Source organism: Pannonibacter sp. Q-1, assembly GCF_054073275.1.
Window position 1 is genome coordinate 1 of record NZ_JBSXNB010000009.1, and the last position, 25,754, is coordinate 25,754.

The 25,754-nt window shown below is 56.3% G+C and carries 21 protein-coding genes; 8 read left to right on the forward strand and 13 right to left on the reverse strand.

Annotated features, from left to right (window positions below):
* Positions 1-185 precede the first annotated feature (185 nt).
* On the forward strand, positions 186-1,196 hold the full coding sequence (locus tag ACVNHC_RS21135) for an acyltransferase family protein (RefSeq protein WP_457169298.1): 1,011 nt from the start codon (positions 186-188) through the stop codon (positions 1,194-1,196).
* Between the two features lie 166 nt (positions 1,197-1,362).
* Complete coding sequence (locus ACVNHC_RS21140) at positions 1,363-2,499, forward strand: glycosyltransferase family 4 protein (RefSeq protein WP_457169300.1); 1,137 nt, start codon at positions 1,363-1,365, stop codon at positions 2,497-2,499.
* Between the two features lie 100 nt (positions 2,500-2,599).
* Here the strand turns inward: ACVNHC_RS21140 and ACVNHC_RS21145 are convergent, their stop codons facing one another.
* The 7 genes from ACVNHC_RS21145 to ACVNHC_RS21175 form a co-directional block, all read right to left on the reverse strand.
* Positions 2,600-5,197: a sulfotransferase gene (locus tag ACVNHC_RS21145; RefSeq protein WP_457169302.1), complete on the reverse strand. Its 2,598-nt coding sequence runs from the start codon at positions 5,195-5,197 to the stop codon at positions 2,600-2,602.
* On the reverse strand, positions 5,194-5,859 hold the full coding sequence (locus tag ACVNHC_RS21150) for a methyltransferase domain-containing protein (protein WP_457169304.1): 666 nt from the start codon (positions 5,857-5,859) through the stop codon (positions 5,194-5,196). Before ACVNHC_RS21150 ends, ACVNHC_RS21145 begins: the two co-directional genes overlap by 4 nt.
* A gap of 11 nt (positions 5,860-5,870) precedes the next feature.
* Entirely contained in the window at positions 5,871-6,965 is a 1,095-nt protein-coding gene (wecB, locus tag ACVNHC_RS21155; RefSeq protein ID WP_050473589.1) for a non-hydrolyzing UDP-N-acetylglucosamine 2-epimerase, read from the reverse strand.
* Between the two features lie 351 nt (positions 6,966-7,316).
* The gene (locus ACVNHC_RS21160) at positions 7,317-7,481 is read right to left on the reverse strand and encodes a hypothetical protein (protein ID WP_157757099.1); all 165 of its coding nucleotides are present in this window, start codon (positions 7,479-7,481) and stop codon (positions 7,317-7,319) included.
* Positions 7,482-7,493: 12 nt separating this feature from the next.
* On the reverse strand, positions 7,494-8,285 hold the full coding sequence (locus tag ACVNHC_RS21165) for a class I SAM-dependent methyltransferase (RefSeq protein ID WP_082206002.1): 792 nt from the start codon (positions 8,283-8,285) through the stop codon (positions 7,494-7,496).
* A 50-nt stretch (positions 8,286-8,335) separates the two neighbouring features.
* Positions 8,336-9,394 (reverse strand): polysaccharide biosynthesis protein, encoded by a 1,059-nt coding sequence (locus ACVNHC_RS21170; protein WP_457169307.1) that lies wholly within the window; start codon positions 9,392-9,394, stop codon positions 8,336-8,338.
* 44 nt (positions 9,395-9,438) lie between these two features.
* Positions 9,439-10,317 carry a dTDP-4-dehydrorhamnose reductase family protein gene (locus tag ACVNHC_RS21175; RefSeq protein WP_457169309.1) on the reverse strand — a complete coding sequence of 293 codons (879 nt, stop codon included), beginning with the start codon at positions 10,315-10,317 and terminating at the stop codon, positions 9,439-9,441.
* A 482-nt stretch (positions 10,318-10,799) separates the two neighbouring features.
* Between ACVNHC_RS21175 and ACVNHC_RS21180 the strand changes: the two genes are divergently transcribed.
* From ACVNHC_RS21180 to ACVNHC_RS21205, 6 genes are all read left to right on the forward strand, one after another.
* A complete protein-coding gene (locus ACVNHC_RS21180) occupies positions 10,800-13,058 on the forward strand; it encodes a glycosyltransferase (protein WP_163001433.1) in 2,259 nt (752 codons plus the stop codon).
* Positions 13,059-13,113: 55 nt separating this feature from the next.
* Positions 13,114-14,145 (forward strand): hypothetical protein, encoded by a 1,032-nt coding sequence (locus ACVNHC_RS21185; protein ID WP_457169311.1) that lies wholly within the window; start codon positions 13,114-13,116, stop codon positions 14,143-14,145.
* Positions 14,142-15,974: a carbamoyltransferase family protein gene (locus tag ACVNHC_RS21190; RefSeq protein ID WP_457169313.1), complete on the forward strand. Its 1,833-nt coding sequence runs from the start codon at positions 14,142-14,144 to the stop codon at positions 15,972-15,974. The genes ACVNHC_RS21185 and ACVNHC_RS21190 overlap by 4 nt, the downstream gene beginning before the upstream one ends.
* 21 nt (positions 15,975-15,995) lie before the next feature.
* The gene (locus tag ACVNHC_RS21195) at positions 15,996-17,237 is read left to right on the forward strand and encodes a glycosyltransferase (protein ID WP_457169315.1); all 1,242 of its coding nucleotides are present in this window, start codon (positions 15,996-15,998) and stop codon (positions 17,235-17,237) included.
* A 263-nt stretch (positions 17,238-17,500) separates the two neighbouring features.
* Complete coding sequence (locus tag ACVNHC_RS21200; RefSeq protein ID WP_457169317.1) at positions 17,501-18,781, forward strand: glycosyltransferase; 1,281 nt, start codon at positions 17,501-17,503, stop codon at positions 18,779-18,781.
* Positions 18,778-19,713, forward strand: a complete 936-nt coding sequence (locus tag ACVNHC_RS21205) for a glycosyltransferase (protein WP_374629687.1) — start codon at positions 18,778-18,780, stop codon at positions 19,711-19,713. Before ACVNHC_RS21200 ends, ACVNHC_RS21205 begins: the two co-directional genes overlap by 4 nt.
* Here ACVNHC_RS21205 and ACVNHC_RS21210 read toward each other — a convergent pair.
* The 6 genes from ACVNHC_RS21210 to ACVNHC_RS21235 are packed head-to-tail and all read right to left on the reverse strand — an operon-like array spanning position 19,702 to position 25,542.
* Complete coding sequence (locus tag ACVNHC_RS21210; RefSeq protein ID WP_374629686.1) at positions 19,702-20,646, reverse strand: Gfo/Idh/MocA family protein; 945 nt, start codon at positions 20,644-20,646, stop codon at positions 19,702-19,704. The genes ACVNHC_RS21205 and ACVNHC_RS21210 overlap by 12 nt on opposite strands.
* On the reverse strand, positions 20,625-21,908 hold the full coding sequence (locus ACVNHC_RS21215) for a methyltransferase domain-containing protein (RefSeq protein ID WP_374629685.1): 1,284 nt from the start codon (positions 21,906-21,908) through the stop codon (positions 20,625-20,627). The genes ACVNHC_RS21210 and ACVNHC_RS21215 overlap by 22 nt, the downstream gene beginning before the upstream one ends.
* A 1-nt stretch (position 21,909) precedes the next feature.
* Positions 21,910-22,305: a cupin domain-containing protein gene (locus ACVNHC_RS21220; RefSeq protein ID WP_050473600.1), complete on the reverse strand. Its 396-nt coding sequence runs from the start codon at positions 22,303-22,305 to the stop codon at positions 21,910-21,912.
* Positions 22,306-22,326: 21 nt separating this feature from the next.
* The gene (locus tag ACVNHC_RS21225) at positions 22,327-23,271 is read right to left on the reverse strand and encodes a dTDP-glucose 4,6-dehydratase (RefSeq protein WP_058898364.1); all 945 of its coding nucleotides are present in this window, start codon (positions 23,269-23,271) and stop codon (positions 22,327-22,329) included.
* 57 nt (positions 23,272-23,328) lie between these two features.
* Positions 23,329-24,588: an ABC transporter ATP-binding protein gene (locus ACVNHC_RS21230; protein ID WP_058898365.1), complete on the reverse strand. Its 1,260-nt coding sequence runs from the start codon at positions 24,586-24,588 to the stop codon at positions 23,329-23,331.
* Positions 24,589-24,621: 33 nt separating this feature from the next.
* Positions 24,622-25,542: an ABC transporter permease gene (locus tag ACVNHC_RS21235; RefSeq protein ID WP_122522420.1), complete on the reverse strand. Its 921-nt coding sequence runs from the start codon at positions 25,540-25,542 to the stop codon at positions 24,622-24,624.
* Positions 25,543-25,754 lie beyond the last annotated feature (212 nt).

Here is a 25,754-nt window from a genome sequence, read left to right on the forward strand (position 1 = left end):
TGCCAATCTCGTCAGCGTCCTGCAAAACTGGTGGTTCAAGTAAAACTGAAAACGCTATCTATGTCAGCCCCTAAAGGTGATCCGAGCGCTTTGAACAAGTGCGCCGTCGCCATAACGTGTTGAAGCCGGATTGTTTCCGGTCTTTTCTATGGACCGTTTCAGAAAATTATGTTGATGCTCTTCTCATGCAGAAGAACAGACTTCCTTATCTTGATGGCCTGCGCGGCATTGCGGCTTTGCTCGTGTTCATGATCCACGCAGGCGGTTGGGGTTTACGGGAGCTGGGGTCTATTGGCAATTCGATTGCGGATCACGGGAAGTACGGCGTTACGATTTTCTTCGTTGTTTCTGCCTACAGCCTGTGTCTCAGCATCCAGTCCAGCGCTGTCATGAATCTTCGATTCTGGGCGGGATTTTACGTCAGGCGGCTCTTCAGGATCATGCCGCTCTATCTTCTGGCACTCGCAGTCTATATCCAGCTTGGCGGCGGGGTCGACTACTTCGGCATAGACTCAATCATATCTCACGTATTTCTGCTGAACATCTTCATGCCATGGTACGCGAATGATATCATTTCGGTGGAATGGTCGATCGCAGTGGAGATGGCGTTCTATCTCGTTTTCCCTCTTTTCTACGTGATCTCACAACGCAGACTTGATTTCATCTTTATTTTCATTGTGTTATTTTCTTTGTATCCAATACGAGATCTTGTTTACATGTCGATTGGAGACAACTATTTCAAATATCGCGCTTATACATTGTTCTGGTATCTGCACATTTTCCTGCTTGGAATCGTTGCCTATACTTTGAAGCTCCAGACGGATTGGGGAAAGCTCGTTTCCTCCTACGCCGATCCTGCAATTGCTGCGCTTCTGATCGCGCTCCTTGTCCTTGGTGAAAGCAACTTGAGTGTACTTGCCTTTGGCGCAATAACATTTCTTGTACTGATGAGATGCCGTACAGACTGCTTGCTGCGGCGCATCCTTTCAGGACGATTGATTGTGTTTGCCGGAGGAATCAGTTTTTCAATCTATCTTTGGCATATATTGGGTATCCGTCTGTTCGGGCCGTTCTGGGCGGTGCCTGCCACGATTGGCTTGTCCTATCTCACCTACCGTTTCGTTGAGAGGCCCTTCATGAAACTTGGACGCAAGCTTGGGAGCCGTCTGGAGGGAGAGCCCCGGGCGATTGCTTGATACCAAGGCTTCCGATGCTGACGCATCACGCCTTGAAATTGCTCAGGCGCCGCGCGGGCTTGACCAACTCTCGATCAGTCAAACGCATCGAGAGTTGGTCAAACCGGTCTGGCGCCGGTATATTTTTAGATATATTGGATGTTTTTACGTCTTGCCGGATAACGTGATGTCATTGCCTAAGCTGAAAATCCTGTTTGTTGTTTCGGAAGACTGGTACTTCCGCTCACACAGGCTGCCTCTGGCGGCGACGCTGGTGCGGGCCGGGCATGAGGTGGTCCTGGCAACACGGACCAACGGGGACGAGGCGGTGATCTCCGCTGAAGGGGTGCGCGTCATCCCGCTGCAGCACATGGACCGTTCCGGCCTCAATCCGTTCCGGGATCTGCGGTCCATTGCCGAACTGATGCAGATCTACCGCGCCGAGAAGCCCGCTCTGGTGCATCATGTGGCGTTGAAGCCGGTGCTTTATGGCGCGCTGGCAGCGCGGCTGACCGGCGTTCCGGCCATCGTCAACGCCCTCGCCGGCCTCGGTTTTGTGTTTTCCTCCACCTCGCGCAAGGCCCGGGTCCTGCGGCCTGTGATGCGTGGCCTCTTCCGCCTGCTTCTGGGCAACCCGCGCAGCCGGGTCATCGTACAGAACAGCCATGATGCGGCCGCCCTCACCCACAATGGGTTGCTTGACCCGTCGCAGGTTCGCCTGATCCGCAGTGCCGGGGTCAATCTCTCCAGCTATGCCGCCACGCCGCTGCCGGACGGCGCGCCCGTTGTGCTGCTGGCCTCGCGCCTGCTGTGGGACAAGGGCATTGGCGAGTTTGTGGAAGCGGCACGCCGGCTGCGGGCGGACGGTGTATCTGCACGCTTCGTGCTGACTGGCCGCCCGGATGAAAAGAATCCCTCATCCGTATCCAGCCAGCAGCTTGAGGCCTGGGTGGCCGAGGGCGTGGTGGAATGGTGGGGCTACCGGTCCGACATGCCTGAGGTTCTGGCCGCCACGCATATCTTCTGTCTGCCCTCCTATTATGGCGAAGGCATTCCCAAGGTGGTGATCGAGGCGATGGCCTGTGCCCGGCCCGTTGTGACCACCACCATGCCCGGCTGCAGCGAGGCCGTGGAAGACGGGGTCACCGGCCTGCTGGTGGAGCCGCGCAACGCCGCCGCTCTCACTGCCGCCATCCGCCGCCTGCTTCAGGACCCCGCCACCTGCGCCCGCATGGGCGAGGCCGGACGGCACAAGGCAGAGGCGGAATTTGCGGAAGAGGCGATTATCGAGCAGACGCGGGCCGTATACCGCGAACTTTTCTGATAACGAGCCGACCCCGCCGTGGGGGAGCCCAAGCGCTGCAGGTGCTTGACCAAGTCCCGATGAGTCGAACTCATCGAGACTTGGCATCAGCGCCCTGATATCAGACAGGATATCCCGGATCGAAGCCCGGCAAATGCATTGCCATCTTCTTCATCGTGCTCTCAAACACCGCTTTTGCCAGTTCCTGATCGCTCGCGGACAGGTCCTGCTTCCAGCGATGGACGGAGCTTTCCGAACTGGCGCTGGTGATGTGTGAATTCGCCGCCCCATCCGTTGCGCCTGAGGCAGGCATCTCAAATGCCTCCAGCCCAATGAACTTAAACACACCGGACATTGTTTCCTGCGGTGAAGAGATCATGTCCTCATACAGGATCACCTTGTTCCTGCGGTCTTCCAGATCAAGCCTGTAAAGCATGCGCTCATAACCGAGATTGAGCGCAGAAATATATTCATCCGTCTTGTAGAACTCCACTTGCGGGAAAAATGATCGGACAGAACAAAGCACGTCGAATGGATGCCGGACAAGTGTCAGCTCTGCCGGATTCCCGTAGACTTCATTGAAGATCTCGGAGTGCATGTTCGGCTGTGTCTTCTCTGCGAAGAACACGGCGCCCTCTTTCCCGCATTCCTTGGCGAGTGCCTTGTAATATTGGTCAATCTGACGTTTGAAGAACTCGATTGTCTGAGGAACATGGGTATGATCGGCCCATTCCAGAACCGGATTGTGCTCTGCCGGATCCGCCATGAACGGATGAGAGAGGAACGGATTGCGGAAGATCTTGTTCATGGCCTGCTGAAATGCCGTTACCGGAACGTCCGGCCGGACATCGCGGGGCTGCAGCAGGATGCGGGCAGCATTCAGCCAGTACTGAGCTGCCTGACCTTCATAGGGATGAACATCCCAGCCGGCGATCTTGGGGTGAGACAGCAGGAGCTTCATCAGCAGCGTCGTGCCGCTGCGGCCCAGTCCCGACACGAGGAGCGGATGGATCGCCGCCGGATCCCCAGCGCTGTCACGGCTCCATGCAGGAGCCACACGCTCGACCTTGATCGTCCCTGCGCTGAAATAGACGGCATGAGGGAGATCCTCCTCAGCCTCAGAGTTCTCCAGATAAAGAACGACCGTCAGGTCACAGTGTGGCCCCGTCCCGATGAGACCTGCGTTGATCGAAAAGCTGTAGCTTGAGGTTGTGGCGGAATGACCCCAATAACTGGTCTCTGAAAGCGTTTCGGTGTCCCAGATGACCCGGATTGCCTTCAGCTTGAATTTGTCCGTCCCCGCTCCCTTCAACATGAAACTGCCGCGCACCTGAAGCCCCCTGACTGTCGTGTGGGGCGCGGGCGCAATTTCAAGCTTACAGCCGGACAGATAGAGATCCAGCTGCGATGCGTCCGCAGCCGGGGTCAGTTCCAGCCGCCTCAGGAACGGGAAGGGCGCAAGGTCCACCTGCACAGGAGCCGGGGCCTGAGCAGCAGGTTCCGGCTCTTCCTCCGGCGGGCTCACTTGCGGCATCGGCATGGCAGGACGCTCCCAGGAGGATGTCAGGTTGACAGCAAAAGAGTCCATCCGCTCGAGGGCTGTCTTGACCTTGAAACGCTCAGCATAACGCGAATAAAGCTGTCCGTCCGAAGCCGTTGCAGGTTCGTAGTCAAGAATCCTGATCTTTATGCCATATTTTTCCATCAGATAGATAAGACAGAAAGCTGCAATGTTTGGCCTGCCGATATAGATAAAGAAATCTATCTGCAGAGGCTTGAATATCTTTTCATAGTAATTTTCCGCCAAATGCGTAATGAGCGGCGGTATTTCAGAGATTTCTGAAATTTCGGAGAAGTTCTGACTTTCTATAACTTCCTGCGCATGGTTCAACATGCCGGGCATATAGATATACTGGATGGGATGGCGCCTTTCCGCAAGCACGGCAGGGTCATACATGGAATTTGCCGGATAGGGCTGAAAATCCCAGGTTCCGGAAATCATGAAAGAGGAAGGCTCAACATCCCTGAATATGCTGTAGAGGGCGCCCTCCAATTCGCTTTCTTCAGGTGCACGCTTTTCAAACCGACCTTGCGGCAAGGCCGTTTCGGCAATGACAAGGGTCTTGCGGCTGAACCTGTAGCGGTAACCCGGCTTGGGAAACGTCCGGATGGCATAAAACGGCCGCGCGTCCCCTGGCGCAGCCGGGATCTGCTCCGGCTGGAAAACAATCTGCCAGGTTCCGTCAAAATCCTCCGGGCGCCAGACCGTCCCTGTGCTGCCGGGCGAATGTTCGCCCTGGGAAGAGACGGAAACTCCGCAAGGAATGACAGCCTGGCGCCGCGCAATACGGAGCAGGTGTTCGATCACCTTCCACCCTTCGGCCCTGTCCAGGAGCGCAAGATCACCGGCAAGAACTGCGGTATCGGCCGTCTTGTCCGGAAAGATCGAGAGGGCGTCAGAATCTGCAAGAAGAAGCTCGGTCCTGCGTTCGCACAGTTCCGGCTCTGCACTGAAGGCGCCGTCTTCCGAGGGCCGGGAAGCTGGAGAGGACCAGTTGCGGATTCGTGCCTCGATCAGCATTTCGGGGCGAAACAGCCGGCGGTCGACCGGCCCAGAACCAACGCTGAGTACAACCGGGCCAGATTCGATCACTTGGGCCAGTTGCTGGATCGCATTTTCCGGGGCAAGGCTTTCACTGGAATTCTGCCTGTCAATCAAAGGTGCTCTCCGGCGGTTCTGGGGGCAGCACTCTCACGCTGCAGATCCCGGCCAGTCAGGGTTTTCAGGGCAAAGAATGCTCCGAAGCTCAGCTCCCGGCCGGGATGGCTATGATAGGTATCGCAAACGAAGCATTGCCAGCCGGGCCCGAAGTCGGATGGTGTCCATCCGGATCTGTGTGTTTGCAAAAGCGTGTTGTCAAAGCCCCAGGCATCCTTGTCATCTGCCTCATATGACTGGTCAATGAAGCCGAGCGGGGTAAATATCCCGATCTGATCGCGGGCGATCCGTTCCGCCTCCGCCAGCAGCAAATGCCCCTGATCCTTGTCGAGGTGTTCGATTACGTCAAACATGAAGACGCTGTCAGCTGACTTGTCCGGAAGAACACTCAGCCCCTCCGGAACAAGGAAATTCAGAAGAACAAATCCCGGAACGTTCGAAAACCGCTTTCTCAGAAGCGGATGATACTGCCCCCATGGCTCAACGGCCAAATGAATGCCCGGAGTGAACATGGAAAAAGGATTGAGCCCGCATCCGATGTCAAGAACAACATTGTTGTGGTGCAAAGCTTCCCGAAAGGCCGCATCGGTCTTCTGATTGCTGTCGAAGTTTCTTACGTCCGCATGACTTGGGGCTGGTTCTGCTCCAGTCGAATTTGTCATCAAAATCTCCGTCAGGAACCCGTCCTGCCCATAAAATGGGTAAGGAGGATACGCGTTACAACGTCACTGACATTGGTTTGCAGATACTCGCGGGGTGCCGTCCAGCTTGGAGGAAATGCCAGGGCTGCACGCACGCATTCCAGAATGCGGCCGGCATCGCAGCCACTGAGAATGTTGCTTCCGCAGTCGATCGTCTCCGGGCGCTCGGTCGTATCACGCAACGTGACGGTCGGAATGTTGAGAAGGCAGCATTCCTCCTGCACGGTGCCGCTGTCGCTGAGCACGCAAAGGGCCTGCTTCTCCAGGTGAACGAAATCAAAGAAACCGAAGGGCTCGAGAAAGCGGACATTGCTGCTGCCCGTAATGCCGAAGCGGGTCATCTTGTCGCGCGTGCGCGGATGTGTGCTGACCACAACCGGCTTGCCGAATGTATCTGCAACCCTGTTGAAGCCTTCGATAAAGGTAGCCAGCCGGTCCGGAGAATCCACGTTCTCCGCCCTGTGGAGGGTCGCCAGGATGTAGTCCTTGGCACCCAGCCCGAGGTCGGCCAGAATCACGGATCTGTCAATTTCGCTCTGGTAGTGGTCCAGAACTTCCTTGATCGGATTGCCGGTGACATAAACCCGGTTCGAGGGAATGCCCTCTGCCAGCAGTATGCGCCTGCTCCCTTCGGTGTAGGGCAGAAGAATCTCGCTTGAATGGTCGATGATCCGTCTGTTGCCCTCCTCCGGCACACGGATGTCGTAGCAGCGGTTGCCTGCCTCCATATGAAACACCGGAATCCCGCGGCGCTGCGCCGGTATGGCTGCGAGGCCTGAGTTCGTGTCGCCCAGGATCAGGATGCGGTCCGGCTTTTCTGCCTCAAGAATGCGGTCCGTTCTTTCAATCACCTGCGCAATAATGCCCGCAGCCGTGTCAGCCTTCACGCCAAGAAAGTGATCCGGCTCCCGGATGTCGAATTCCTTGAGAAAGTTGTCGCTCAGGCTTGGCGTGTAGTTCTGGCCGGTATGGATCAGAACGTGCTCTGAGACCGCATCCAGCTTGGGAATGATCCGGCTCAAGCGAATGATTTCCGGACGGGTTCCGAGGATCGTGGCAATTTTCATTCTGCTCAAACCCTTATTGAGTGAACAACATAGTAAGGTATTCAATGGCCCAAATGCGGCAGGGCACAAGCAAGGATGGCCCGTCAGACCGGCCGGCTTCGAACACGCCCTTCGACCTGATCAGACGGCTGGAACTGCTCTGTTCCTGTGTTCTGCCGGAAAATCAGAACATGACATATGTTTTTTCGTTGACCCCGGAGGCTTCGTTGCCCCTGGCCAGAGGCGTGGCGCGGATCATGAGCCGCAGCAGAAGCCTGTCGCCAAGACGCATGACGAATGACATGTTCCGCAGAGAGGAGCGGTAGGAGGAAGGCACAATCAAAATCCGTTTGCACCGCCGCAAGAAGGTTCTCAATATTGCCTCCTGAAAGTTTCCGGGTCGATGGTGGTAACGCTGACGTCCACCCAGCCTTGCTGTTTCAAGCCGCGGCCCGTCAGCCGGCGCAAGAACCCAACCGGCAAGATCACGCAGAACCAGAGAAGGTTCAGAACCGTCTTCAAAGTATGTTCAGGCATGAAAAATTCCGTTCATTTTGCTGGAACGTGGATCTTGTCGATGAACTTATGCCACCAGGTGACCTGAGGTGCCATCTCCGCCATGGACAGGCTTGTGCTCCAGGGCGGCACCGGCAGTTGCAGGACAGAACTGAGGGGAGGCAGCGTTTCACGCGAGGAGACGCACATGATCATGTTCGGCTTTTCAGGCCTGGGATCGCCTGTGTAGATTTCTCCGCCGACCTCTTCGTAGAAAATCTCCACATTGGAGTAGTCCCGGAAGGATTCAGCGGTCACATTGGAGACCAGATGATGTTCGTTGATGCCGCCCGGCTCATCATAAGGCACGTCGAACATCAGGCGGCTGGTCCATCTGGCATTGATCGTTTCTTCAATGCCGTCGGGAACGTGTTCAATCACGCCACGTGACACGACGTAATCGAAAGGCTTCATTTTCCGAAGATAATCTGGAATGTCGGCGATCACATAGTCGATGTTGCGGCTGTTATAGTAGCGCCTGGCGTATCTTCGGCACGCATAGGAATTGTCTATCCCGACAACCCTGGAATTGGGGATCTGAGCGAGCATTTGGCAGCCATGCCCTGTCCCGAATCCGAGATCGAGAATGCTCACCGGACGCTTGCCCAGTTCCCCGGCACGTTCAAGATCACTGACAATGGCGTCATGGAAGAATTTGTAGCTGCTGTAATGCCTGACGATCTCAGCCATCGAGTGAGTGATGCCGGGCAGCATCCGCTCACCGCGATTGTATACCACGTACTGGATGCGGGACATTTTCGACATGTCATCTAGATGCTGTGCCATATCAGCTCATTCTTTTCCCATGAACCCTGCAAGTGCTCGAATCCGATATCTCAGGCGAGGAACTCACCTTCGTAGTTGAGCATATCGGTGACGCGAAGCCTGCGATCGATCAGCAGCTGACGCATTTCATCTTCCGTCATGACATCATCTTCGGAGCTGTATTCCTTGGTCAGGCAAGGAGCTGCCGCCTCACCCTTCCGCAATTCCGGCAGGATGGACTGAATGACATAGTACTTGCCGCGTTCGACCGTGCGCAGGGCCTCCTCTTCGGAAATGAGGATCTCATGCAGCTTCTCGCCAGGGCGGACGCCGGTCACCTTGATCTCGATATCCCTGTCCTCGATCAGCCCATGCGCCAGATTCATGATATTGCTGGAGGGAACACGCGGCACGAATGTGTCACCCGGATCACCGTCCTTCACCGCCGCCATGATGACGTCCACCGCCTCATCAAGGCTCAGGAGGAAGCGTGTCATGTCCGGACTGGTGACAGTGACCGGGCCACCCTTCTTGATCTGATCATGGAACAGGGGAATGACGGAACCGCGTGAGGCAAGGACATTGCCATAACGGACGCAGACAAATCTGGTCTGGGGCGCATAGATGTTCGCGCTGAGGAACAGGCGCTCCTGCAGAGACTTCGTCATCCCCATCACATTCACAGGCTTGGCGGCCTTGTCCGTGGAGATGCCGACCACAGTTTCGATCGGCAGGCGCAGCTCACGGATCGCACGGATGATGTTCTGGCAGCCATCGATGTTGGTGCGCACCGCCTCGTAAGGGAAATACTCGCAGGTTGGCACCTGTTTCATTGCGGCTGCATTGAACACGATATCCACATCGCGCAAGGCATTGGTGATGGACGGGTAATCCCGCACATCACCGATAACGAACTCAAGGATACGTTCGAAATTATGATAGACGATTTCTTCCGTTGAGACGGCCTTGTGCAGATACTCAAGCCGGAGATTATGCTGCTTTGCTTCATCTCGGGAGAAGACGACTATCTTGTCCGGTGTGCCGAATTCGCCGCTCAACAGCCGCCGGATGAGGACCTTTCCCAGAGACCCGGTGCCACCTGTGATCAGTATCTTCTTGCCTGTGAGCATGCTTTTGTTCCCGTGTTCGTCTGAATGCCGTCAAAATCTGCCGCTTACAGCGATTGCTCGCGGATTGCGTATTGTGAGCCAAGCTCGGCGATCATGTGCTGCCATGAAGGTGCGCGAAAACCTATGGCATCCTGCAGCCGGCTGCTGTCAAGAGAGCGGTCACACCTGAAGTCCGGATAGGCTTCAATCTCAATACCAAGCTTCAGCTCGTCATTGATGAGCTTGACCAGATCATACTTGCTGATTGGCTCGGCCGAAGCATGGTACAGGCCGCTCAAATCTGGATGCGAGGTGATGATGTCACCGGCAAGGCGGGCCAGGACCGGCGTCGTGAAGCCGGAGAAGATTGCGTTCGTAAACCCGCGCACCTTGCCGCCCTTGTTGGAGATAACCCACTCAGCAAGACTGAGAAAATGATTGAGTTCAAGGCCGATGATTGACGTTCTCAGCGTCAGGGCGTTGCCATCCGTGACTTCGCCAAGCAGCTTCGACAGGCCATAGACATCTCTTGCATCGGTCAGATCGCCTTCCCTGTAGTTTCCTGCAGCGCCTGAAAAAACGCAGTCGGTGCTGAAATGAATGAGGCGGCTGCCGTAAAGTCCGCACAACCGGGCCAGCTGATGCGGAAACAGGGCATTGGTGGCAATCATTGTTTCGGATGAAGCTTCCGAAGCCAATTGCTTGATGACCCCGACGCAATTCAGGACCGCATGCGGGCGCAGATCCGCAAGGAGTGCTTCAAGCCCGTCCAGGCCCGACGTGGAGATCCCGCCGGCAAGCTGCACGTTCCGGAAGGCAGGCAGGCCTGAAAACGCACCTGCATCACCTCTCACCGTACCTGTCACGGAGAAGCGCTGGGAAAGCTGCGCGCAACACTGATGCCCCAGCATTCCTGTTGCTCCAATGACCAGGACACTCTGCATCTGATGCGTTCTCCCCGTGTTCGTCTGCAGCGCTTGTCCGCCATGAAGCTTGTGCGTGACCTGCCTGACAGATTCAATCATTTATGGCGTGCACACTATCGTGCAATTCCTGTGATTCCCAGACTTGTGTATGCGCTCCAGAGATCTGCCTGTGCAATGTTGCAAACACCGGTGGCATTTCCCTGACACCGGGCTCCGGAAGCAACCCTGGGGAGACTGACGGGGTGTAATAGAGTGACCGGCTTTGCACCGTGACGTGCATGCCTCATCTTGCCCCGATCGCCGGACGGCATCAAAAACAGAGTGAAGACGTTGTCCTGTCATACTTTTTCTGCCGTCAAACTCACCGTCATCAACAAGCCAGCTTGGTGTTATGAGCGGCTCTAAGATTTCTGGTTGTATGGGGTGTTCGGATCGTTTAAGCCTTTCGGGCGAAATATCTCGCACGTCTATTTATGTCTTTGGGTGGGTTATGTAGGCAGATGAATCCAAAGGTTACTGTGATCGTCCCTACGTTCAATAGGGAAAAACTGATCTGCGAAACTATTGATAGCATTTTCGCCCAGGATTATGACGATATTGAAATTATCGTCATTGACGATGGTTCAACTGATCGCAGCCTTGAAATGATCGGCCGGTATGCTGGCCGTTTGCGTGTCATTTCAAGAGAAAACCGGGGTGAAGGGCGGACGGTCAATCAGGGTTTCAGCGAGGCGACAGGCAAATATGTCTGCGTTGTGAACTCGGACGATCCAATTCTGCCGGCCTGCATTTCGACACTCGTAAAAGCGCTGGAAGCCAATTCACTGGCCGTTGCTGCTTATGGTGACTGGGTCCGGATTGGTCCGGAGCATGAGTATATTCGCGTCGAAAAATTGATGCCCTATACGATTCACTCAATGCTGCGGGATGTGAATTTTGGCATTGGTCCGGGCACCCTGATCCGGCGTGACGCAATTACCTCTTACGGCGCAAGGCGCGAAGAATACCGCTATGCAGGGGACATGGAATTCTTCATGCGCCTGGCCATCCGTGGCGACCTTATCTATGTGCCGAAATTGCTTGCCACGCATCGGGACCATCTTGATTCTGCCAGTATCAAGACAAAAAAATCCGCAATATTTGTGGAGGTCGTCGATGCCTTCAAGCGCACCCTGGCCGATCCTGCCCTTCCCTCCGAGCTAAAGTCGGAGCGCCACCAGATTCTGGCGAAGCTGTATGGCATCGGCGCCATGCATTACTCGGAGCACTGGAAACAGCGCGTGCGGAACCGCTGCCTGCAGGTCTCGGAAAAGGTCAAGGCTATTGCTTCGTGGGGCGGAAAGGACGGGGCCGCCACCCGGCCGGCCGGCTTGCAGCGCCTGATCCGGCTGCTCCGCTTGCCCTTGCGCGGGGCCTGCCGGATTGCGCAGTGGTTCATCTTCAAGGTCTTCGGCCTTGTGCTGCACGGTATGGCGCGAAGGGCGAACGTGCCGCCGGCCTTGGAGCGGCCAAAGGCGCCGCTTTTTGCCTTTTCCAGCAGATTTCTTCCGCCGATGTGGTCCGGGCAGGCGGTCGTCATCAGGCGCCTGCTGTCTGCAATTCCGCCCGAACACTACCGGCTGATCGGTCACCCGGTTCTTGCGTCGCGGTCAGGTGCGGACGATTTCGTTGGCAATGTGGGAGGACGCTATTTCCCCCTGCCTCCGATCAAGCCGGTCCTGCCGCTTTACTTTACGCATCATTACAGCAGGCCGTTTATCGGCCCCCTGCTCCGGTTCTTCGCGCCTGTCATCGCCTCGATCAGCATCTGGCATGGCAGCATCCAGCGTGCACGGCAGATCGTATCCTGCTTCAGGGATCCGGAACACCGCCCGAAGATCCTTATCGGCTGCACGGGTGACTACCACGATCCGCTGGCGACGCTGATTGCCGCCAGGGTGCTGGGTGTAAAGGCTGCGCTCTATTATTTTGACGATTACCGGGAGCAGTGGTGGGCAGACCGGCACATCATGCCGGCGATTGCGCTGATCGAGCGGTTCATTGTCCCCAGAGCAAGCTTCATGATCGCGCCAAACGAGTTCATGCGGGACAAGCTTGTCAGGGATTTCAAGACGAAGTGCTATGTGCTGCGCAATCCGATGCACAGTTCATCCCTGCCGCCGCTCGTCACCCGGTTTCCCGCTGATGGGAAAAAGGTGAAACTGGTTTTCACCGGCGCTGTGTACCACCTCAACTATTCGGTCTTCCGCTCGATCATTGCCGCACTCGAGGCGATCAAGGATTTCGATGCCGAGCTTCATATCTATACGGCGCAATCTCACGATCACTTGAGATCAGAGGGGATCGACGGGCCCAAAGTGGTGCTTCACCAGCATGCCAAGCCCGAGGAAGTTGTCGAGGCTCAGTCAAATGCCGACATCCTGCTGATTCCATTCAGCATGGACACACGGGCAGCGGAGCTTGTCCGGACTTCCGCAACCGCGAAGCTGGCGGATTATCTCGCAACCGGGCGGCCAATCCTTGCAATTGCGGGGAAAGACTCGTTCCTGTCCTGGTACCTGAGAAAAAACAATGCCGGCATTGCGGCGCATTCCGAGTCCCCGCTTGAAATTGCCAAAGCCGTTTCCTTGATTGCGGGTTCGCCGGAACTTAGAACACAGTTGCGCGAAAATGCGAGGCGGATAGCCGTTGAGGAATTCGATCCCATCCGGCTCAGTCAGCAGCTTTTCACGATTTGCAGCCGGGAGAGTGCCGGTTGACCCTGCCGGGCTGTCATGCTGGCGGTTTTGAGACAGATATTTGAGGAGGCGGCGGATGTTTCTCAAGAGAACCGCACGGCACGAGGCGGCGCCAGTTTCATGGAAGCGCACGACGCGCACGCGGTGGCGGCGCCAGTGCTTTGAGTATCATCCGGTTTTTGGCTGGTGGCATATCCCGAACATGGATGCCCGGCTCATGCTTGGCCAGACCTATCACCGGTTTCAGACGAACAGCACCGGCATGCGGGATTCCCGCGAATTCACCCGCGAAATCCCGGCCGGAAAGACCCGGATCATTGCGCTGGGTGATTCTTATACGGCGGGTGACGGTGTCTCGAATGACCGCCGCGCGACCAGTCTGATCGAAGCCAGGCATCCAGACCTGGAAATTCTGAATTTCGGCCTGAATGGCAGCGGTACTGACCAGCAGCTTTTGATTTTTGAAACGCTTGCGAAGAGCTATGAGGCAGATGCCTATATCTGGTTCTTCTGCGTGGAGAATATTGCCCGGAACAAGTACACTTGCTTCCCGAGTTTCAACTGGCATGAGAATCGTGAGGTGCTCCGGCCCAAGCCCTTCTTCGAGTTGACTGAAGACGGCTTGAAACTTTCAAACGTGCCGGTGCCAACAGAAATGCGAACGGCAGAGACCCGAGGTGATTGGGCTTATACCTTCCCCTATCTGCCAGAACACCCGTCAGATCCCTATGCGATCTACAGCAAGCCCGATAGCAGCCACTGGCTTCTCATGAAGGCGATCATCAGCCGGTTCCTGGCGCAGGTTGCCCCCAAGCCCGTCTTCCTTGTCCCGCTGCCGATGTATCAGCATTATTTGGGCGAGGCCCCCGCGACATATCTGGAGCGCTTCAAGGAGCTTCGCGACCCGGATACACGGGTGCATGTCCTGGATGTCTTGCCGGCCTTCATGTCCGAGCATCCGAGCAACCGCCAGAATTTCCGCTTTCCGGACGATCCGCATTACACGGACTTTGCGCATCAAAGACTTGCGTCGTCCCTTGACTATATGATGACCTGGCTTGAGCCCGGCTTGATGAAATCCAAAATCAACGGTGAAACGGCATCATGACCTGGACACTCGGTATTTCCGCATTTTACCACGATTCAGCTGCGGCCCTGCTCAAGGACGGTGAAATCATCGCCGCTGCGCAGGAGGAGCGTTTCACGCGAATCAAGCACGATGCATCCTTTCCGGTCAGCGCCATCGCCTATTGCCTCGAACAGGGAGGAATAGGCTTTCATCAGCTGAACCATGTGGTCTTTTACGAGAAGCCGCTGCGCAAGCTGGAGCGCATGGTCGCGTCCTTTCAGTCCGGGGCTGCTGGAGCAAGGCAATCCTGGCTGAAGGCAGCACCCGGCTGGAGTGGGGAGAAACTGCACGTCAGCCAGATCATCTCGGATACATTCGAGGGCTATCCCCAGGCTCAGATCTATTTTTCCGAGCACCATCTTTCGCATGCCGCGTCGGCCTTCTACCCGTCTCCCTTCGAGGAGGCCGCAATCCTCGTGATTGACGGTGTCGGGGAGTGGGCAACCGCATCGATCGGCACCGGAAAGCAACAGCATGTGAGCTTGAGCAAGCAGCTGAACTTTCCCGATTCCCTTGGTTTGCTCTATTCGGCAGTGACCGCTTTTTGCGGGTTCAAGGTGAACTCGGGCGAGTACAAGCTGATGGGTCTCGCCCCTTATGGCAAGCCTGTCTATCTCGAGAAGATGCTTCAGGAACTGGTCACGCTGGGTGAAACCGGAGAAGTCACCATGAAGCTTGACAAGTTCGCTTATGTGGCTGGCGAAGAGATGTTTTCCGAGGCATTTGCGGGCTTGTTCGGCGGACCGGCCCGGGCGCAGGAAAGTCCCATCACGCGCCGGGAAATGGATCTTGCGGCTTCCATTCAGGCACTGACCGAGATTGCTGTCGAACGCATGGCCCGCTTTGCCCGCGATGTCACAGGTATGAAGAACCTGTGCCTTGCTGGGGGCGTTGCGCTCAATTGCGTTGCGAATGGCAAGCTTCTGAAGTCGGGCTTGTTTGACCGCATCTGGATCCAGCCCGCTGCGGGCGACGCGGGCTGTGCATTGGGCGCCGCACTGGCCTATCACCACGGTGTGGCTGCTGTACCCCGCAAGATGGCTGCAGGGCTGGACCATATGAAGGGCTCCTATCTTGGCCCCAAGTTTTCCAGAGACGAAGTCAGGGCGTATCTGCGCAGCTATCAGATCCCCTACCGCGAGCTGGATGACGCCGAGTGTGCGGAGGTTGTCGCATCGGCTCTTGCAGAGGAAAAGATCGTCGGCTTTTTCAACGGGCGCATGGAGTTCGGTCCACGCTCTCTGGGCGCAAGATCCATCCTTGGAAATCCTCTGAGCCCGGAAACGCAGAAGCAGATGAACCTGCAGATCAAGTACCGGGAGTCCTTCCGGCCCTTTGCTCCTGCTGTTCTTGCAGAGGATGCTTCACAGTATTTCGAAATTGATACGGAAAGCCCTTACATGCTTCTGGTCGCACCGGTTTGTAAGGAGCGTTGCCTTCCCCGCGCAACAGATGTTCCCGATGAGGACCTTCTGAAGTCGGTCAGCCAGCTGCGCAGTGATATTCCTGCGGTGACCCACTGGGATTACAGCGCCCGCGTGCAGACTGTTCATGCCGAAACGAATCCGCTCTTCCACCAGATCCTGGAGGCGTTCAAGGCGAAAACCGGCTGCTCGGTTCTGGTCAACACGTCCTTCAACGTCCGGGGTGAGCCGATTGTCTGCACCCCCGACGATGCATTCCGGTGTTTTGTGAACACAGATATGGATTTCCTGTTCATTGAGGGATTCTGGCTGGATAAGTCTGCCCAACCCGAGCAAACTGCCGCAGATAGAGAGAGATGGCGCAACCGCTTCGATCTGGACTGACCGCGTGGAGTCTCGCACAGAATGAAGATCGTCCAGATTTCCGGCTTTGATACACTTGGTATCCAGGTCAATGGCTACCTTCTGCATGAATACTATCTGAATGAAGGACATGATTCGATCATGTTCGTTCATGAGAAGCATTCTGACGATCCGCGGGTCTTCAGCCTTTATTCCAGGTGGCTGCGGTATCTTAACGTCCGGATGCAGAAGATCGGGACTGCGCTGTCCTTGTGGTCCGTGTTTCCCATAGAGGGCTACCGCCTCCTTTTCAGCCGCAGGGTGCGCCAGGCGGATGTTCTGCATTTGCAGCTGACCTACAATGCGCAGTTCTTCAGCCTCTTCATGATTGCGCTGATAAGCTGGCTGAGGTGGAACAAGCCGACGCTGGTTGCAATCCATGACATGTTCATGACCACTGGGCACTGTGTCTATTCGATGGGATGCGAGCGCTGGCAGTCCGGCTGCGGCAAATGCCCGAACAAGGAAACACCCTTTGCGATCCGCCATGATGTCACACGCCTTGCCTGGCTGATTCGCAGGCTCGTGTTCGGCCTGGCCCGTATTCACCTGATCGTGGGATCTCCCTGGCAACAGAGAATGCTGGCACGCAGTCCGATACTTGCCCGCAAGCTGTCCCACTACATCCCCTATGGCGTCGATACATCCAAGTATTACATAAAGGATAAGAGGGTGTGCCGTGAGCGGTTTGGCATCCCTGAAGATGCCGATGTTATTTCATTCCGTTCTGTCCCTTATGGAACAAACTTCAAGGGAACGCATTTTATTATCGCAGCACTGAAAGATTTCGTGCCGCGGCGTAAAACCTACCTGCTCACCTTCGAGGGACAAGGCGGCCTGGACGCGCTCAGCGGCAAGTTCGAGATCATTCAACTGCCCTGGACGAACAATGATCAGGAGATGCTCTCTGACGCCCTGAACGCTGCTGACATTTTTCTCATGCCTTCCGTTCAGGAGGCATTTGGCCTTATGGCGATGGAGGCACTGGCCTGCGGCACCCCTGTGATCACCTTCAGGGGGACGGCGCTTGAGGAGACGATTGACGCCCCAAGATGCGGCATTGCCGTTGAGATGGGCAATAGCGCCCAGCTGAAGGACGCAATAGAAACACTGTTCAATGATGACGGTCTTCGATACAAAATGGCGGAGAACGGCCTCCGCCTTCTGGAGAGACACCATACTTTGCCGATCTATGCCGGGAGATTTCTGGAGCTTTACCGGCGGTTGAGCGCGAAGGCCAGCTGATAGGGCGCTCGGCTGGAACCTGGACGCAGACCTGCCAGTTCTTCATATGAAGGACCTGAATTCTGAGGCATTTCTTGCAAAAGAGGAAACCGGTTTGTCTCCGGAGTTGTTTGAAAAAAAATAGATAGAGATCTTTCGATGAAAATGGAGTCATCGAAAGAACTCTGGTGGGGCCATGAGGGAAGAGCGTGAATGGGACGGCCTCCGCACAAGCTTGGCATGCATACCCTGCGCCGGTTGCCTGATTTGTTTTCAGGCGGCACATGGAGGAGCAGCAGAATGCTGGCAGTGACGGTATGAGGGTGGTGCATGTCGCAGATGCCTACCCATCAGCGAGCACACCGGCAGCCAATTCCTTTATCCATGAACAGATCCTCCAACTGAGGAGACTGGGCGTGGAGGTGATGGTTTTCTGTCCAACGCCTTATGTTCCCAAGGCTATGCGGGTGTTTCCGAAATGGGGCAATTTCTCAAATCTCCCCAGCCGTGAGACGCTCGATGGGGTGCAGGTTCTGCGCCCGAGGTTCCTACGGCCGCCGGGCCGCTGGTTTCGCGCCTACGCGGCGCAAAGCATCAGCCGCTTCTGTTCCGGTGCTTTCGATGAACTTTGTGCCGGGTTTCAGCCTGACGTGATTCATGCCCACATGACTTTGCCGGTTGGTCTGGCCTCTGTCCGGATGAATGCCGGCCGGCGGCCACTCGTTCTGACCGTTCATGGTCTCGACGTGACGGACTACACGCACTCATCGTCTGCCCTCAGGGAACTGGCCGTAGAGTCTCTGTGCGGATCAGATGCTGTCTTATGCGTCAGCGAATATCTGAAGGAAGCCACGACCCAGCTGTGTGGCGCTGGAATTTCGGCGAAGTCTGCCTATCTTGGTGTGAATCTCGAGCAGTTTCAGCGGGATGACGTCGCCCGGAACAGGATACGGAGCGCGCATGGCATCGGTGATGACGTTCTGATCGGTTATGTCGGCCGCATCGAAGATGAAAAGGGCGTCTTTGAGGCTCTTGAGCTTGTCAGCCGGGTGCGAGCGGCAGGAACCCGTGCGGCAGGCATGTTCATCGGTGACGGTTCCCGCTGCGCCGCGTTGAAGCAAAAGGCTGGCACGCTAGGGCTTCAGGATGCGGTGCATCTCGTCCCGTCTGTTCCGAACTCGGAGATTCCAGGCTACATGTCAGCGCTGGATTTGCTGGTCCTTCCATCAAAGCAGGAGGGCTTCGGCCTGGTTCTGATCGAGGCACAGGCCTGTGGAACCCCGGTCATTGCCACGCGAACCGGCGGTATCGTGGAGGCTGTTGAGCATGGCACAGGTGGATTTCTCGTCGAACCGGGTGATCTGGCGGCGTTGACCAGCCACGCCGTGTTTCTTGCAAAGAACAGTCAGCAGCGTGCGGAAATGGGGGCCCGGGCCGCACAATGGGTCCACTCGCGGTTTGACGGACAGGAACAGGCGGTACAGCTTTTCCGCATTTATGAACGGCTTGCACGGCAGGCAGGTTACGGCAGCGGCGGCCGCAAGGTCGGGTGCAACGCGGAATGAAAGGCGCTGACCCTCTCGTTTCAGTCATCATTCCCGTTTTCAACGGCCAGGCTTTCATTGAGGAAACTGTCCGCAGTATTGCGCAGCAATCCTATTGCGCACTGGAAATCGTGGTGGTGAATGACGGGTCACAGGATGGAACCGGGAAGTGCCTCGAGGCCCTTCGCCCCATCCTTGATGACTGGGTCCCGCAGCGCCTGTTCAAGATCATCAACCAGCCCAATGCCGGTGAGGCCGCAGCTGTGAACACCGGCTGGGCAGCGGCGCAAGGGGAGTTCGCCGCGATTGTCAGTGCGGATGACCCCCAGCCTGCCGATTGGCTGAGTGGCTGTGTGGCTGCTCTGCTGCAGCACCCGGAAGCCGCCGCGGCCTATCCCGACTGGGTGGTCATTGGCGAAGATGGCCGGGTGCTCCAGGAAGTCAAACTGCCGGATTTTTCCCAGGATGAACTGATTGCCGGGGCACGGTGCCTTCCCGGCCCTGGAACGCTTATCCGCAGGCGTCTGGCTCCCGCCGGCGCGCTCAGACGCAGAGATCTGAGGTTTGGATCGGACTATGAAAGCTGGCTGAGGCTGTCTCTGATTGCCCCCTTCGTGCACGCCACAGGTGTCAGAGCCCAGTGGCGGGAGCATGCCGGAAGTACGTCGATACGGGGCAACCACTGCGACAGGGCAAAGGAATACACCCAGATTCTCCGGAGTTTTTTCGATCGGGAGGACTTGCCCGGCCGGGTCAGAGCCATGAGATCTGCCGCCATGGCTTCCGTGCATTTTCTGGCGGCCCGCATCACCTGGCGCGTCAATCCGGCAGTTGCCGCCCGGCACCTGCTGGCATGGGCTGCCTACAGGTCTGCCGACCTGATGACGGGGCAGAAATGGCGTCCTGAGAGGTTTGAAGGCCGGAACCGCTCTGCCCCGCCTTCAGGCCGTTGAAAGCTGCTGGGAGCACTCGTGGAGAATGTCCACTGTTGCAGCGCTCTGCTCAAGCAAGGCTTCGTGATCCAGGCCGCCAAGGCCCTGAACGGTGCGCCTGAATGCACCCAGGGCGTTGTCGAGGGATAAAACGCCGGGAAGAGCCAAAGGCGTGGCGGATTGGCCATGTCGCTGAAGAACCAGTTTGTCCGCAGCAAGATCATCATACTGCAGGCTGCCAAACTCTCCTTCGACGGAAAAATGCCGCCGCTTTTCAGCCCGGATGTTGCTGATATCAAAGGCGCAGTCAGCCTGCTCCGGCCCGAAGTGAAGGGCCACACGGATATGCTCGCCCATCCCGTCCGGCGTCTGCTCATGCTTCACGCGGCGCGCCTGCACCGCCTGCGGCCTTAAGCCGGTGATGTTCAGGATCATCGCCAGATCATGAGGACCCCAATCCCACAACACACTGGCATCGTGCCGGACCGGCCCCTTGTTGCCGGCCTCGCCTCGTATCACCCTGATGCGGCCGATATGGTGAAGATGAGCCTTCAGGCCCTGGAAAGCCTCAGAGAAGAGGTGAATGTGGTCGATGATAACGGGGATACCCGTTTCACCGGACAAACGCAGTATTTCCCGCGCCTCTTGCGGAACCATGGTCATGGGCTTTTCCAGAAAGACGGGCTTGCCGCACATGAGGGCCAGCCGCGTCATCTCCAGATGCAGCGCGGGGGGAGTTGCAATCAGAACGGCTGAAACGTCGGGGTTCCCGACGGCAGCACGCCAGTCCGCCGTGACCATGCAGTCATGCGGCACCAGCGACCGGGTCTCCGGATTGCTGCTCGCGACAGCTTTCAGCGCAAACCCGTCAAGGCGCTGGACCGTGCCGATGAGGCATTTGCCCCACCGGCCAGCCCCGAGAACGGCAACATTCAGACGGTCAGGTTCGGCCACGTTTGTGTTCCGTCTGCAGACACAATCCGCAATTCCGGCAGAGCGACAATGAAATGCCCACCGCGCTCCAGGAACCAGCGATGCTTCGCGATGATGGCATCGGCAAAATTCCATGCGAATATCAGAATATAATCCGGCGCGATCTGCTCCAGACTGGCTGGCGGCACAATTTCAATATTCAATCCCGGAATGTAGCGCCCTTGTTTCAGCGGATTGTCATCGACTATGGAGGGCACGAGATCGGCATTGACACCGAAGTGATACAGCATCGTGGTGGCCTTGGCAGGGACACCATACCCGCAGATTTTCTTCCCCTTTGAATTAATCTCCACCAGAAGATCTTTCAAGTTTCGGGAGAGATCCTGAATTCTTGCAGAAAATCTGGAGAATGTTGCCTCCTCGTTGAGGCCTGCAGCCTCTTCAAGTGCAAGCAGGGCAGCCACGGTTTCATCGGCCGGTACCGACCCCTTGCGGACGAAGCCTCTGAGGGCGCCGCCCTGAATGTCGTGCCGCTCCACCCGCACAAGCGACATGCCGTGCTGCCTGAAGAAATCCACCAAGGGCCGCACGTGATGATAGTGAAGATGCTCGTGGTAGATCGTATCGAACAAGGCCTTCTGAACGACATCCAGAAGGTAGCCGACTTCAAAGACGAACTCGCCGTCGTCATCCAGCAGGTGCCTGACCCCGCGCACAACAGACTCGATGCCAGCAATGTGCGCGAAGCAGTGGTTCGCGCAGATCAGCCCGGCCTTGCCATAGGTGTCAGCAACTTGCTTTGCCGTCTCTTCATTAAAGAAGGCTGCGATCGTTCTCACGCCGGCGTCATTTGCTTCCTGGACGATGTTGGCAGCCGGATCGATGCCAAGAACGGTGTAGCCATTTGCAATGAAGTTCTTCAGGAGCGACCCGTCGTTCGAACCGAACTCCACGACAAAGCGGTTTGAACTGTCAGCATGCCGGCTGGCGATGGAAGCAGCCTGCGCTGCGAGGTGATCCAGCATCACCTGCGAGGTTCGCGAGGTGTAGAGATAGCTGGAAAAAAGCAGCGAGGAATCTACCGTGTGGCGCAGCTGAATGTGGGTACAGCTGCCACAGCGGCAAACAGTGAGCGGAATCCGCAGGACCTGATCACCCAGGTGTTCTGCAGTGATCAGATTGTTCGCAGGCGGTGTGGCCGTCAGCCGGACAACATCCGTAAGCGCGCCGGAGCCGCAAAGACGGCAGTTTTGTTCTTCCGAGAAGATAGCTCCACCCGTCATCTCACGTTCCCGGATAAAGGTTGACGCGGACAATGTCGTCCTCGTAGGTCGCCTGGTCGCGTTTCTCGGATGTGATGTTGAGGAAGGTGCAGTCCTCCAGGAAAAGCGCGGCGTGCTCGACCATTGCCGGCGTATGCACCAGCTGGCCGGCCTTCAGGTCGACATAGTCCGGTGCGCCGGTTTCGCCTACGGGCCTGTGGAAGTAACGCATGACACCACTCACAATATACATGTAGTGGGAGTCTTTCTTATGATAATGATTCGCCCGAACAGTATCTTTCTTTGAAGTAATAACCTGAACTGCGGCGAAGCCACCGTCAACCAGAGGCTGAATGACGCCGCGATCGTCAGAAAAGCCTTCGGGAAGCTCGATGACAGGGTAATTTTCTGTGTTCATTGATCTTTTCCTTTGGTGCCTTCAGACAAAGCGGTGAAAATCAACCGCCTCAATAATCTTGCGGAGTTCTTCGTCAAAGTTGCGCCGCGGCACCCAGCCGAGGGCATGCAGCGCTGAACTGTCGAGGCTGTAGCGAACATCCTGACCAACCCGGTCGGCGACGAACTTATACGCCTTGCTCTCCTCGATGCCTATGATCGCGGCGATCTTGCGCACCACTTCAATATTCTGAAGTTCGGCATTGCCGCACACATTGTAAATGCGGTTGGCCTCGCCCTTGTCGATGACGGTGAGGATGGCGTCCACACTGTCTTCCGCATGCAACCAATTGCGGTAGTAGGTGCCATTTCCTTGAAGTAGCGCGGGTTTTCCGCGCAGCATCCGCCCTGCCGACTTGGGGATCAGTTTCTCAGGATACTGATGCTTGCCGTAGTTGTTGGTCATACGGATGATGTTGTAGCGAATCCCGTAAGTGCGTGCCCAGCCATGAACCAGCATGTCCGCGGCAGCTTTTGTCGCCGAGTAGGGATTTGACGGCTTCAGAATGTCATCTTCCGAATGCGTCCCTTCCTTGATGTCACCGTAAACTTCGTCGGTGCTGATCTGGAGGAAATGGGGACGGTCATCCGGGCCTTTGGCCCGCGTCAGTTCGAGCAGGCGATGGGTACCGATGAAATTGCTGAAACAGAACTCCCTGCTGCTCGCAATCGAATTGTCGACATGGGATTCGGCAGCAAAGTTAACCAGATAATCGCATTCCTGGAGATGACGCAGGTTTGATATGTCTTCTTCAACGTGCCGGTACTTTTCGTAATCAAGAAACTCCTGCGCAACCTTACGGTCTGCAGCATAGTTCATGACATCGATATTGGTCACGTAGTGGCCATCGTCCAGAAGGCGCTTCACAAAGTGCTTTCCAATGAAGCCCGCCCCACCGGTCACAGTGAAAATTTTTGTTTGTGACATCGTTATACTGCTTCCTCCGGTTATGTCCTTAGACAAGAGCGCAAATCTTCGCGATTATCAATCCAGTTTTGAGCAGGTCCAGTCCAGCTTCGGAAGGATGTATCCTTCCCAGCCGCCAAAATAATCACCGCGCAAAACACCGGAATCGGTAACTTCAAATTCGGCTACATTGTCGAATCGGCGTTGATCTGTGTAGCTGTCACTCCACAAGAGAACAACCAGCGTATATCTGCCCTCCCGCATTAGGTGCTTGGGGATTGTCACCGTGCTCCGGTAAGCACCCAGCGGCCGGGGCTTGCCGTGCCAGTTGGGCTCGTGATTGCTCAATGATCCAAATACGCAGACGCCTGCAGAATTGAGAATGGCCACGGTTGCACCAATCTTGGCTCTGTCGCGCACGTTCCAGTAGTCAATGTCGATGTGAATGTCTTCACTGTTCTTCAGCCTGTAACGTTCGCTGTTATCCTCGCCGCGGATGACAACTTTTTTTAGGCGGAATGTCTCGTTGCCGGGAGCGCTCTCGGGATTTTCAAAGTCGACCATGGAATCGAGAGAAGAAACCTTCTCGAGATAGGCATCGACGATGTCATCGGTGGATCCATCATGGGTGATCTGCCCGTCAGCCAGCAAAATAGCTCTGTTGCACAGGCTGGAAACCGAGGCCATGCTGTGGCTGACAAACAAAACCGTCCGCCCGCTGCTCGCCTCCCCATGCAGCTTTCCGACGCATTTCTTCTGGAACTCGGCATCCCCAACGGCAAGAACTTCGTCGATAAGCAGTGTTTCGTGTTCCAGATGTGCAACGACGGAAAAGGCGAGGCGCGCATACATGCCCGAGGAGTAGAACTTCACAGGCACGTCGATGAACCGCCCGACCCCTGCAAAGTCGATGATCTCGTCCATCTTCTTGCGGATCTCGTGCTCGTGCATGCCTAGAATTGCCGCGCTGAGCGTGATGTTCTGGCGCCCCGTCAGGTCAGGACTGAAGCCTGTGCCGATTTCGAGAATGGAGCCGATGCGGCCCTTGATCTCGATGCGGCCGCGCGTCGGCGCGGTTATCTGAGCAAGGATCTTCAGGAGCGTTGATTTCCCGGCGCCGTTCCTGCCGACGATGCCGATCACATCGCCCTTGTTCACGGTCAGATTGATGTCCTTTAGCGCCCAAAACTCCTGCCGTGCGAGCGCAGGCTGCGCCTCCTGCGGCTTCTTACCGAACAGGCTGCGGAGAGAATTCCTGATGCGGCTCGCAGGCGTCGGCGTCTGGCCAAGCACAAAGCGTTTCGACAGGCCCTGAATTTTGATGACTGGTTCGCTCACTGGTCTTGCCTGACTTTCATTCGCATTCTGGGCTTACATCTTGTCGGTATAGGCGCGCTGCACTTCGTTGAAGTAGTAGAGCGCCCACAGCACAATCGCAACAGACACGGCTCCTGATGTTGCAAGCGCATGCATGTCCGGAGGAGGCGCACCATAGATGGTCCAGCGGACGCCACTGATGATCGTTGCCACAGGATTAAGATGGAGCAGGAAGAGGAAGCGGTCGGGAACCAGACTTGGCGGATAGATGACCGGAGATGCAAACATGCCGATCTGCAGGATGATCGGGATCACCATGGGCACGTCCTTGTAGTGGATCGACAAGGCCGAAAAGAGCAAGCCAATCCCCGCCCCCAGAACCAGGGCCCATAGAAGGAACGGAATTGCCAGCAGCGTCAGAGGCGAGAGTGCATGAGTTTGCACCAACACAATTATTACAATTGAAGAAAAAAGAAATATCGAATCAAATAGAGGCGTTCCCATTGTGCTTAAAACAACAGAAAGCCGTGAGCAGTATATCTTCGAAAGAAGCGCACCATTGGTACGAAGACCATTTGAGACGTTGTTCAGTGCACTGGAAAAAATCGTCCATGTAACGATGCCGCAGACCACAAAAACGCTGTAAGGAACGCCGTCTGACGGCACACGGGCCAGGAAACCAAGAACAACAGACAGGATGGCAACCGTTGCAAGGGGCTGAAGAAGTGCCCAGAATATTCCCATATATGCTTGGGAATACCTGACTTTAATGTCGCGCCAGGCCAGCCAGTACATCAGGTATCTGAAGCGGTAAGCCTCAGATAGACCGAGCCCAGGTTTGATCTCGACGGCATCAATGACTTGGATCTGGTTGGGGTCGCGGTTCAATGTCGGGCCTGCGTCGAATGTGGTTGGATCGCTGAACTCTGTGCGGCTATCCGCACCTCCAGCTTGTAACCAAATGGCTGGGCCCATCCAAATGCAAAATGTCCAGCCACCTGCGAATGGTCTCCCTTCGGGACACCGGCGCAAACTGGTCACAGGCCAATAGGGCGAAAAGGCGTCATCTCATGCCTAGTCTTCCGACGCTGACGCATCACGCCTTGAAACGGCTCATGTGCCACATGGGCTTGACCAAATCCCGATGAGCCAAGCTCATCTGGATTTGGTATCAGGCTCTTTCCGCT